At 36.2% G+C, this 10,859-nt stretch carries 9 protein-coding genes and 1 pseudogene; all 10 read right to left on the bottom strand.

The window, feature by feature from the left end; translation table 11 throughout:
• Positions 1–305: pseudogene (gene rplB, locus SULYE_RS02450) on the bottom strand (50S ribosomal protein L2); the annotation flags it as partial.
• 11 nt (positions 306–316) lie between these two features.
• Positions 317–610 carry a 50S ribosomal protein L23 gene (gene rplW / locus SULYE_RS02445; protein WP_007546170.1) on the bottom strand — a complete coding sequence of 98 codons (294 nt, stop codon included), beginning with the start codon at positions 608–610 and terminating at the stop codon, positions 317–319.
• Positions 607–1,233, bottom strand: a complete 627-nt coding sequence (rplD, locus tag SULYE_RS02440; protein WP_007546169.1) for a 50S ribosomal protein L4 — start codon at positions 1,231–1,233, stop codon at positions 607–609. Before rplD ends, rplW begins: the two co-directional genes overlap by 4 nt.
• 23 nt (positions 1,234–1,256) lie before the next feature.
• Positions 1,257–1,937: a 50S ribosomal protein L3 gene (gene rplC / locus SULYE_RS02435; RefSeq protein ID WP_007546167.1), complete on the bottom strand. Its 681-nt coding sequence runs from the start codon at positions 1,935–1,937 to the stop codon at positions 1,257–1,259.
• Positions 1,938–1,951: 14 nt separating this feature from the next.
• On the bottom strand, positions 1,952–2,260 hold the full coding sequence (rpsJ, locus tag SULYE_RS02430) for a 30S ribosomal protein S10 (RefSeq protein WP_007546165.1): 309 nt from the start codon (positions 2,258–2,260) through the stop codon (positions 1,952–1,954).
• Positions 2,261–2,276: 16 nt separating this feature from the next.
• Positions 2,277–3,467: an elongation factor Tu gene (tuf, locus tag SULYE_RS02425; protein WP_007546163.1), complete on the bottom strand. Its 1,191-nt coding sequence runs from the start codon at positions 3,465–3,467 to the stop codon at positions 2,277–2,279.
• A 23-nt stretch (positions 3,468–3,490) separates the two neighbouring features.
• Positions 3,491–5,572 (bottom strand): elongation factor G, encoded by a 2,082-nt coding sequence (gene fusA, locus SULYE_RS02420; protein ID WP_007546161.1) that lies wholly within the window; start codon positions 5,570–5,572, stop codon positions 3,491–3,493.
• Positions 5,573–5,619: 47 nt separating this feature from the next.
• The gene (gene rpsG / locus SULYE_RS02415) at positions 5,620–6,099 is read right to left on the bottom strand and encodes a 30S ribosomal protein S7 (RefSeq protein ID WP_007546159.1); all 480 of its coding nucleotides are present in this window, start codon (positions 6,097–6,099) and stop codon (positions 5,620–5,622) included.
• Positions 6,100–6,123: 24 nt separating this feature from the next.
• A complete protein-coding gene (gene rpsL / locus SULYE_RS02410) occupies positions 6,124–6,531 on the bottom strand; it encodes a 30S ribosomal protein S12 (RefSeq protein WP_007546157.1) in 408 nt (135 codons plus the stop codon).
• A gap of 369 nt (positions 6,532–6,900) precedes the next feature.
• A partial coding sequence (gene rpoC, locus SULYE_RS02405; protein WP_007546156.1) for a DNA-directed RNA polymerase subunit beta' occupies positions 6,901–10,859 on the bottom strand: 3,959 nt, incomplete at its 5' end.

Here is a 10,859-nt window from a genome sequence, read left to right as displayed (position 1 = left end):
TCTTTTTTCCCATCCAAGTAGTGTAAAAGAGCGATTCTTGCACTTCTGTTTGGGTCATACTCAATCGCCGCAACTTTTGCAGGAATTCCCCATTTGTCTCTTTTAAAATCTATGATTCTGTATAATCTCTTATGACCGCCACCTCTGTGTCTTACAGTGATTCTACCTTGATTATTTCTTCCTGCATGCTTTTTAAGCGGCTCAACTAATGATTTTTCCGGTTCTGACTTTGTAATTTCAGCAAAATCATATAAAATTGCATGCCTTGTTCCGTTTGTTACTGGTTTTAATTTTCTAACACCCATTTTTTATCACCTCATACTAATTCAGCTATATTGATTGGTTTTTCAGACTCTACTTTTACGATAGCTTTTTTCCATGCTTTCTTGTATCCAGAGGACCTGAAGCCAAATCTTTTTGGTTTTGGCTTAACTATCAAAGTTCTTACTTCTTTAACTTTTACGTTGAAAATCTTTTGTACCGCTTCTTTAATTTCTGTTTTGCTTGCGTTCATATCGACTTCAAAAGTTAAAGTATTATTTTTTTCATTGTCTTTTACAGCTTTTTCTGTAAGAACAGGTCTAATTATAATGTCATAGATGGTTTTCATTGTGCCAACCTCTCTTGAATCTTTTCTAATGCAGACTTAAATATAATTACTTTATCATTGTTTAAAACATCGTAAGAGTTTATACCTTCTGCAAGTAATATTTTTACTTTTGGGATATTTCTAAAGGATTTGATAACATTTTCTAATTTTTCCGGTAAAACCAATAAAACTTTTGAGTTTTCTAAACCAAAGCTTTTTAATACTTCTATAGCGTTTTTAGTTTTAGGTGCTTCAAAGTTAAAGTCTTCAACGACTATCAATTCGTTGTTATTTAACTTGTAAGTAAGAACACCTTTTAATACTTTTCTTCTTACTTTCTTAGGTAGGGCAAAATAATAATCCCTTGGGTGTGGTCCGTGAGCAACCCCACCACCCACAAAGATGTTTGCTTTTCTATCACCATGTCTTGCTCTACCGGTTCCTTTTTGTGGATAAATTTTTCTGTTGGAGCCTGCAACTTCAGCCCTTGTCTTTGTGCTTGCCGTTCCGGCTCTTTTAGATGCAAGGTGCCATTTAATTACTTCCCAAACTGTACCTTGATTTACTTCTGTTTTAAATATATCTTCTTTTAAATTTACTTTTCCGACAACTTCATTTTTATTATTAACTACATTAAATTCCATCTAATTCACCTCTTTCGTAGAGTTTAAGCATACATTGCTTTTGATTTTGCTAATTTTAATTTTCCTTTTCTTCTATTAGCTATTACACTTTGTTTTAAGAATACAATTGAATTTGGAGCACCGGGTACAGACCCTTTTACCAATATTACATTTTTTTCCGGAATAATATCAACAACTTCAAGACCAAGGACTGTTACTGTTTCATTACCGTAATGTCCTGCCATTCTCTTTGTCTTCCAAACTCTACCCGGTTCTGTTCTACAACCGATAGAACCTACAGCTCTATGATATCTATGACCATGAGATTTAGGAAATCCTGCAAAATCCCATCTTTTCATTACAGAGGTAAAACCTCTACCTTTTGATTTACCTGTAATATCTACTAAATCACCTTTTTCAAAAACATTCTCAATTCTAATCTCTTGTCCAAGTTCTACAGTTTCTCCATCTTTTAAAGGAAATTCCTTAATAACTTTTGCAGGTTTTATATTAGCTTTTTTAAAAATTGCAAGTAATGGCTTTGGAGTATTTTTCTCTTTTCTTTCTCCAAAGGCTAAAGCAACTGCATTATACCCATCCTTTTCCTGAGTCCTTGTGTAAACAACATTACAAGGTCCAGCTTGTATAACTGTTACAGGAATTGCCTTTCCGTTAACAAAAACTCTCGTCATTCCTATTTTTTTTCCAATTATGCCTTTTGGCATTGCCATCTCTCCTTTTAACTTAGTTTAATTTCAACTTCAACACCGGCCGGAAGGCTTATGTCCATTAAAGCCTCTATAGTTTGAGGTGTTGCATTTTCAATTTCTATAAGTCTTTTATGAATTCTCATTTCAAAATGTTCTCTTGATTGTTCAAACTTGTGTGGCGATCTGTGTACACACCAAACTCTTCTTCTTGTAGGTAAAGGGATAGGACCCTTTACTAGTCCACCGCCTCTTTTAACAGTATCAACAATTTGTTTTACAGATTGGTCTAAAACTTTATGGTCAAAAGCTTTTAACTTTATTCTAATTTTCTCCTGCATCTTCTATTCCTCACAATTATTCAAGTATTTTAGTAACAACGCCAGCACCTACTGTTCTTCCACCTTCTCTTATCGCAAATCTCATTTGCTCTTCCATAGCTACTGGCACCATTAACTCTACCGTTAACTCTACGTTATCTCCAGGCATTACCATCTCTTGTCCTTCCGGTAACCCTATTACTGTTCCTGTTATATCTGCTGTTCTGATGTAAAACTGTGGTCTGTATCCTAAGAAGAATGGTGTATGTCTTCCACCTTCTTCTTTGCTTAATACGTATACTTGTGCTTTAAATTTCTTGTGAGGTGTGATTGTTCCCGGTTTTGCTAATACTTGTCCTCTTTCTACTTCATCTTTTGTGATTCCTCTTAGTAGTACTCCTACGTTGTCACCTGCTATTGCTTCATCTAATTGTTTTCTGAACATCTCGATTCCTGTTACTACTGTCTTCTTCTTCTCTTCTGATAGTCCTACTATCTCTACTTCATCGCCTACTTTTAATGTTCCTCTCTCTACTCTTCCTGTTACTACTGTTCCTCTTCCTGTTATTGTGAATACGTCTTCTACTGCCATTAAGAATGGTTTGTCTGTTTCTCTTGGAGGTGTTGGTATATATTCATCCATTGCTTTTAATAGCTCTTCTACTGATGCAAACCATTTTGGGTCATCGTTTAATGCTCCAAGTGCTGACCCTCTTATTACCGGCACTTCATCTCCTGGAAAGTCATATTTGCTTAGCAGTTCTCTTACTTCCATTTCTACTAAGTCTATCAGTTCTGGGTCGTCTACCATGTCACATTTGTTTAAGAATACTACGATGTATGGTACGTTAACTTGTCTTGCAAGGAGTACGTGTTCTCTTGTTTGTGGCATTGGTCCATCTGCCGCTGATACTACAAGGATCGCTCCATCCATTTGTGCTGCACCGGTGATCATGTTCTTTATGTAGTCTGCGTGTCCTGGACAGTCTACGTGTGCATAGTGTCTTTTTTCTGTCTCATATTCTACGTGTGTGATATTGATTGTAATTCCTCTTTCTCTTTCTTCTGGAGCTTTATCTATGTCTCCATATCCAACAAATTTTGCTAATCCTTTTTTGCTTTGTACGTATGTGATTGCTGCTGTTAATGTTGTTTTTCCGTGGTCAACGTGCCCTATTGTTCCTACGTTTAAGTGTTCTTTTCCTCTTACAAATTTTTCTTTTGCCATTTATTTTTACCTCCTAAATATTTTTAAGCGTTAGCTTTATTTCTTTGTCCTGCAACTTGTTCAGCAATATGTCTTGGAACTTCTTCATATCTTTCAAATGTCATTACAAACGTTGCTCTACCTTGGGTAAGAGATCTAAGGTCTGTAGCATATCCAAACATTTCTGCCAATGGAACTTCTGCTTTAATAGTCACAGTGTTTCCCTTCTTCTCCATTCCAAGGATTCTTCCTCTTCTTCTGTTAAGGTCTCCCATTACATCACCCATGTATTCTTCGGGTGTATCTACTTCAACGTGCATGATTGGCTCTAACAACACTGGGTCTGCTTTTTTCATAGCATCTCTAAACGCCATAGAACCAGCTATTTTGAACGCTATTTCAGACGAGTCAACTTCGTGGAAAGAACCATCAAAGAGTGTAGCTTTTACGTTTATAACAGGATAGCCTGCTACGACACCTTGGTTCATTGCTTCTCTAATACCTTCATCTACTGCCGGGATGAATTCTTTTGGTATTACACCACCAACGATTTTATCAACAAACTCATATTCTTTTTCTGGGTTTGGTTCTATTTCTATCCAAACATGACCGTATTGTCCTCTACCACCAGACTGTCTTATAAATTTACCTTCTGCAGTTGCTTTTTTCTTGATAGTTTCTTTGTATGCAACTTGTGGTTTACCTACGTTAACTTCGAGTTTATACTCTCTTTTCATTCTATCTATTATGATTTCAAGGTGTAGCTCACCCATTCCGTGGATCAATGTTTGATTTGTTTCCGGGTCTACAGAAACTTTAAACGTTGGGTCTTCTTTCATAAATTTATTTAAAACTTGAGACAACTTTTCCTGGTCTGATTTTGTTTTTGGTTCTATAGCCATCGCAATAACCGGCTCTGGGAATTCCATCTTTTCAAGAATAATAGGTGCTTTTTCATCACAAAGTGTGTCACCGGTAGTTGCATCTATACCAACAGCAGCTGCAATATCTCCAGCATAAACTTCTGAAATCTCTTCTCTTTGGTTAGCATGCATTCTTAAGATTCTACCAATTCTCTCTTTCTTGCCTTTGTTTGAAACATAAACAGTCTGACCGGCTTTTAATGAACCGGAGTAAACTCTAAAGTAAGTCAGCTGTCCTGCATAAGGGTCTGCCATAACTTTAAATGCTAGCGCACATAAAGGTTCATCATCTGATGCATGTCTTTCTTCTTCTTTGCCGGTATTTGGATTAGTTCCTTTTACAGGAGGAACATCTACAGGAGAAGGTAAGAAGTCTATCACTGCATCTAACAATGGTTGAATACCTTTATTTTTAAATGCCGTTCCGCAAAGCATCGGAACAAGCTTTCTTTCTATTGTTGCTTTTCTTAATGCTTTTTTTAGGTCTTCAACCGGTATTTCCTCCCCGGCGAAGTACTTTTCCATCAAGGATTCATCTGTTTCTACAATAGCTTCAATCATTTTTTCACGCCATTCTTGCGCTAAATCTACAATTTCTGCCGGTATTTCTTTCTCTTCGAATTTAGCACCAAGCTCATCGCCTTCCCAAACGATAGCCTTCATTTTAAAAAGGTCAACAACACCTTTAAAGTTATCTTCAGCACCAATCGGTACTTGGATAGGGACAGGGTTTGTTCCGAGCTTCTTCTTCATGTCTTCGTAAACGCCGAAAAAGTTTGCACCTACTCTATCCATTTTGTTAACAAATGCTATTCTTGGAACTCCAAACCTGTCAGCCCATCGCCAGTTTGCCTCTGATTGTGGCTGAACGCCTTCAACCGAAGCAAAAACAAAAATAATACCGTCAAGGGCTTTCATAGACCTGACTACTTCAACACCAAAGTCAACGTGCCCTGGAGTGTCAATTATGTTTAATTGATATCCCTTCCAGTAAGCTGCCGTTGTTGCTGCTGTAATTGTGATACCTCTTTCTTTTTCTTGTTCCATCCAGTCCATGGTAGCAGCACCTTCATGGACTTCACCAACTTTGTAAGTTTTTCCAGTGTAAAATAAAATTCTCTCTGTTGTTGTTGTTTTTCCGGCGTCTATGTGGGCTACTATTCCTATATTTCTTAATTTTTCAATTGGTATTTGCCTTGGCATTTTTTATTTTCCTCCAAAATTCTGATTTGATTTAATTCTAATTTTGATTACCATTTATAGTGTGCAAAAGCTTTATTTGCTTCAGCCATTCTGTGAGTATCTTCTTTTTTCTTAATTGCGTTTCCTCTATTGTGGTATGCATCTAATAATTCATTTGATAATTTTTCCAACATTGTATAATTTCCTCTACCGCTTCTGTTTCTTGCAGCCTCAACCAACCATCTTAATGCCAAAGATACTTGCCTTCTTGGAGGAACTTCCATAGGAACTTGATAAGTAGCACCACCTACTCTTCTTGGTCTAACTTCTAACATTGGTTTTAAATTTTCTATAGCCTTGTGTAAAGCTTCTAACGGTTGTTCGCCGGTTTTTTCAGCTAAAATCTGCATAGCACCGTAAACTATCTTTTCTGCTTTTGACTTTTTGCCATCTACCATAACTTTATTGATTAACTTGTGTACCAAAACATCTCTATAAATTGGGTCTGGCATTATTTCTCTTGGTTTAACTGGTCCTTTTCTTGGCATTTTTTACCTCTCCTTAAATATTAATTACTTTTTCTTTCCAGTTGCTGCAGCAGCTTGACCTGGTTTTGGTCTCTTAGCACCGTACTTCGACCTTGATTGTTTTCTATCTTTAACACCAGCAGCATCAAGAGCACCACGAATAATTTTGTACCTTACACCCGGTAAGTCCTTAACCCTTCCGCCTCTAACAAGGACAATAGAGTGTTCTTGTAAGTTGTGACCGATTCCTGGGATATAGCAAGTTACTTCATAGCCATTTGACAATCTTACCCTTGCGACTTTTCTCAAAGCTGAGTTTGGCTTTTTAGGTGTTGTTGTATATACACGAACACAAACACCTCTTTTTTGAGGGTTTCCTTGCAATGCTGGAGCTTTTGATTTTTTCTCTACTTTCTCTCTACCTTTTCTAACCAATTGGTTAATAGTTGGCACTGTAAACCTCCTAAATTAAAAACAGATTTTTTCTATTATAAACTAAAACAAATATTATAATTAAAATTTGTATAAAAATCAAGCAGTTAAAGTGAATGCTGCAAAATTTTTGTAAACTTATATTATTTTGTCATCCTGAGGACTTTAGTCTAAAGGATCTCCTCTTTTAAAGAGTTAGATATGAAGGAGATTCTTCGCCGGTTGCAGAACGTCAAAAAATAATTTATAACTTCTAAATCTCTCATATTATATTCCTTTGTAATCTTTTAAAAAGTTAAAATTTTTGAACCAGTTTACTTATTGCTTAATTCTTTAACCCATAAAAATTATGCAGACCCCTGATTTAAGGGGTCCAGTAATTGTATTATTTTACACCTCTTTTCTTTCTTCATCTTTTAATACTGCATCAACTTCCGAATACTCTTTAATACCTGTGCCGGCTGGAATAATTCCACCAATGATAACGTTTTCCTTCAATCCTTTTAATGGGTCCACTTTTCCTTCAACAGCTGCGTCTGCAAGAACTCTTGTTGTTTCTTGGAATGAGGCTGCAGAAATCCAGCTTCTTGTAGTTAATGCAGCTTTTGTAATACCAACAAGAACAGGCTCAGCTTTTGGTGGTCTTCCACCTTCAGAAATTACCTTATTAATCTCTTCTTCAAGGTCAAGTTTGTCTACTATTTCGTTAAGTAAAAATCTACTATCTCCTGGGTCTACAATTTTAACTTTTCTAAGTATTTGTCTTATGATTACCTCAAAGTGTTTATCGTTAATTTCAACACCTTGTAATCTGTAAACAATCTGCGCTTCTTTTACTAAGAATGCTGCAAGCTCTTCTATACCCATTACTTTTAATATGTCATGTGGGTTTGGAGTACCATCTGTTAGAGGGTCTCCGGCTTTTACAACAGAGTTGTCTTTAACAATAATGAATTTTCCTTTTGGAACTTTATAATCTTTCTGCTGTCCAGTTTCTTTATTAAACACAACTATTCTCGAACCTTCACTTTTTAGTCTTACCATTCCATCAAATTCTGCGACGATACTTCCATCATCAACCAAGCTTTGTCCAGCTTTTACAAAGGAACCATTTTTTACAATGACAAAAGTTGTATCCGGAACTTTGTATGTCTCTGTTTTTCCTTCCTTAGGATTTATTAATGTAATTTCCTTTGCATCTTCGTAGATTTTTACAATACCATCTATTTCTGTTATGATAGCTTTATTTTTAGGCTCTCTTGCTTCTAACAACTCTTCAACTCTTGGCAATCCACCAACGATGTCTCTAACTTTTGCTTTTTCTTTTGGTATTTTAGCAACTACATCACCTTCTGATACTTTAAAGCCTTTTTTAACTTGTAAATATTTGTGATGAATATCTGTTTTTTCTGCTTCAGAGCATGCAAAGCATTTATCCCAGACTTCTTCAAGATTTTCTTTAGGAATTAGCAAGATTGTGTTTACTGGAAGGTCATAAACATACTCATTACCATCCTCACCTTTAATTACCAATCTTGGAGTATGGAGTTGTGCGTCTTTTGGTCTTAAGAATGTGATTGTATAAATTGTTTTACCTGTGATGTTATCTCTTTCTTCTTTTAATGTAACATCTAAGATAACATCTCTTAATTCTACTTCTCCGCCTTTTTCTGCAATGATTGGGTCGCTAAACGGCTCCCATTCAGCTAAAACTGCTCCCTCTTTTACTTCTTGACCATCTTCAACGTATAAGACTGCTCCATATGGTGCCGGGAATCTTTCTATTGTTTTTCCTTCTTTATCAAGGATTTTAATCGAACCTTCTCTATTGATGATTAATTTTCTACCTTTTTTATCTACGACAAATTTTACATTTTGAAGTTTTACTATTCCGTCATGGCTTGCTTTATGCTGAGTTTGGACTTCCTTAGCTGTAGCAGCACCACCAATATGGAACGTTCTCATTGTAAGCTGAGTACCCGGTTCGCCAATAGACTGAGCAGCAATTATTCCAACCGCTTCACCTACATCAACAAGCTTTCTTTGTGCTAAGTCTCTGCCGTAGCATTTTGCACAGACACCGTGAGGCATTTCACAAGTCAATACAGACCTGATTTTTACTTTTTCAATTCCTGCTTTTTCAAATTTATCAACAACTTCTTCTGTGATTTCTTCGTTTGCAGATATTAGCAGTTCTCCTGTATATGGGTCATAAACATCTTCCGCTGTGTATCTTCCAACTATTCTATCTTTAAATGGTACAACAATTTCACCACTTTCAATAATAGAGCTAACCGTTATACCTTTTAATGTTCCACAGTCTTCTCCTGTAATGATTACATCCTGCGCAACGTCTGCCAATCTTCTTGTAAGGTATCCTGCAACTGCAGTTTTTAAAGCAGTGTCAGCAAGACCTTTTCTTGCACCATACGTTGAAATAAAGTACTCGACAACAGATAATCCTTCTCTAAAGTTTGACATGATTGGAGTTTCGATAAATTCACCTGAGTGTTTTGCCATAAGACCACGCATGCCAGCAAGCTGTCTTATCTGGTCTCTACTACCTCTCGCACCGGAGGATGCCATCATATAAACTGGATTAAAATAACCAGGATATTTTTTACCGTTTTCTAGTCTTTCAGATTTTTCTATCTCGTTAAACATTTCTTTTGCTACTTCGTTTGTAGCTTGAGACCATATATCAATGATCTTGTTGTGTCTTTCACCTTTTGTGATGATCCCATCTACGTACTGCTTCCAAACTGTTTCAGCTTCTTTTATAGCTTTCTCAAGAATCTTAGCTTTTTTCTTAGGAACAACTAAGTCAGCAACAGAGATAGATACAGCTGCTTTAGTAGCAAATCTAAACCCTATTTCTTTAATATTATCCAATGTCTGAGCAGCAATCTCGTTTCCGAATTTTTCATAAATATCTGAAATCAATTTGGAAATTTTCTTCTTGTCTAATACTTCATTTACAAATTTATAGCCTTTGGGAAGTATTTGATTGAAGATTATTCTGCCGGCTGTAGTTTCAACAATTTTGCCATTTATTCTAACCTTTATTTTAGCCAGTAAGTCTATTTTGCCTAATTCGTAAGCAGTTACAGCTTCTTCCGGAGAGCCAAATACCTTTCCTTCACCTTTAGCATTTGGTAATTCTTGAGTCATATAGTGAACACCAAGAATAATATCCTGTGATGGCATAGTAACCGGTTTACCATGGGCTGGCGAAAGAATGTTTTGAGTAGATAACATCAATATGTAAGATTCAAGCTGAGCTTCAACAGATAGTGGTACGTGAACAGCCATCTGGTCACCGTCAAAGTCTGCGTTAAATGGAGGACATACTAATGGATGAAGTTTTATAGCTTTTCCTTCTACTAATTTTGGCTCGAATGCTTGAACAGACATTCTGTGTAATGTAGGCGCCCTGTTTAAAAGAACAGGATGCTGTTTTACAACTTCTTCAAGACATTCGTAAACTTCCGGTGCCTTTTCTTCAACTAATTTTTTAGCTGATTTTATAGATGTAGCATAACCCTTTTCTTCAAGCCTTCTGTATATAAATGGTTTGAATAGCTCTAAAGCCATCTGCTTAGGAAGACCGCATTCATGCATCTGTAATTCAGGACCTACAACGATTACAGAACGTCCTGAGTAGTCTACCCTTTTACCAAGAAGGTTTTGTCTAAATCTTCCTTCTTTACCCCTTAACGAGTCTGAAAGGGATTTTAATGGTCTGTTGTTTTGAGTGACCATTCTTCCGCGTCTACCATTATCGATAAGAGCGTCCACAGCCTCTTGGAGCATTCTTTTTTCGTTTCTAATAATGATTTCTGGAGCATCTAAATCAATAAGTCTTTTTAAACGGTTATTTCTGTTGATAACTCTTCTGTAGAGGTCGTTAAGGTCTGAACTTGCAAATCTTCCACCGTCTAAAGCTATCAAAGGCCTTAAGTCCGGTGGAATAACCGGTAAAACTTCAAGTATCATCCACTCCGGTTTATTTCCAGATTCTATAAAACCTTCTACAAGTCTTAATCTTCTAATGATTTTCTTTAATCTTGCATCTGTTCCTTCTTTTAAGATTACGTTTCTAACAGATTCTTTGATAACTTCAAAAATTGGTATTTCTTTTACTTTTTCTCTGTAAGCTTTATATAATTTTTCTAATGCTTCAACTCCTGTAAGAGCAATAACGCCTTCAGGTAAAGAATCTACATTTTCCGGATTTATGATCTGTCCAAATTTTAAATCCGAAGAAGCTGAATCTATTACAACATAATATCCTTGTGATACGATAACATCTATCTCTTTATCTGTTGGCTCTATATCTCCAAATCTTA

This window comes from Sulfurihydrogenibium yellowstonense SS-5, from assembly GCF_000173615.1.
Lineage (GTDB): Bacteria > Aquificota > Aquificia > Aquificales > Hydrogenothermaceae > Sulfurihydrogenibium > Sulfurihydrogenibium yellowstonense.
The sequence above is the reverse complement of the archived record's forward strand: the minus strand, read 5'-3'. Positions and strand labels throughout refer to the sequence as shown.